The organism is Actinoallomurus acaciae (assembly GCF_042429965.1).
GTDB lineage: Bacteria > Actinomycetota > Actinomycetes > Streptosporangiales > Streptosporangiaceae > Actinoallomurus > Actinoallomurus acaciae.
The window spans coordinates 4,254-5,189 of sequence record NZ_JBHLZP010000669.1 but is presented as its reverse complement, the minus strand read 5'-3'; the positions used below and the strand labels follow the sequence as shown (position 1 = coordinate 5,189).

Sequence of the window (936 nt, the reverse complement as noted above, 5' to 3'; positions counted from 1 at the left end):
GCCGCCGCGGGCGCGTCCGCGCTGGCCCTCACGGGCGACACACCGTACCTGGGCCGCCGGCGGCGCGACCGCGACCCGGCCCTGGTCCCCGATGAGATCTTCGGCGTGAACCTCGGCGACGGCTTCGACCGCGCTCTGGCCGAGCAGGCCGCCGACGTCACGTACGACGACATCGCCTGGCTGGCCGGGACCTCCGGGCTGCCCGTGGTGGTGAAGGGCGTGCTGCGCGGGGACGACGCGCGTGACTGCGCCACCGCGGGAGCGGCCGGGGTGTGGGTGTCCAACCACGGCGGACGGCAGCTGGACGGCGCGGTGGCGACCGCCGTGGCCCTGCCGGAGGTGGCGGACGCGGTGGGCGACCGCACCGAGGTCTACGCCGACGGAGGAATCCGCACGGGAACGGACGTACTGCGCGCGCTCGCCCTGGGCGCACGAGCGGTGTTCGTCGGCCGACCGGTACTGTGGCACCTCGCGACCGGCGGCGAGGACGCGGTGGCGGACGGCCTGACGACGCTGTCGGATGCCCTGGCACACGCGATGGGCCTGGCCGGTGTGACGACCGTCGCCGCCATCGACCGAAGCCTGTACGCCTCCGGAGGCACCTGACCCCGGGGACGGCACCTCCGCCCGACGTCCGCCCCGCCGACACCGTACCGGCGGACGCACCCACGCCAGATGACGGCCACCCGGACGAGGCGGAGGGCGACGGAGCACGCACCGATCGGCCTGGCGTGGCGGGACCCGGCGCCGCCCCGACTCGCCTTCCGCACCGCACGAGGCGAGCTTCGACCTCCTGGCCTGATCCCCAGACACCCCCGCCATACAACGACGGCACACTCCCCCGGCCTGCCCCGCCCGCCGAAGACGCCCCGCCCGGGGAAGACGCCCCGCCCGGGGAAGACGCCCCGCCCGGGGAAGACGCCCCGCCCGGGGAAG

General features: G+C 76.4%; 1 protein-coding gene. It reads left to right on the top strand.

Annotation, left to right across the window (positions count from 1 at the left end):
- On the top strand, positions 1 to 606 hold a 606-nt coding region (locus tag ACFFNX_RS44625), incomplete at its 5' end, for an alpha-hydroxy acid oxidase (RefSeq protein ID WP_378212329.1).
- Positions 607 to 936: the final 330 nt, after the last annotated feature.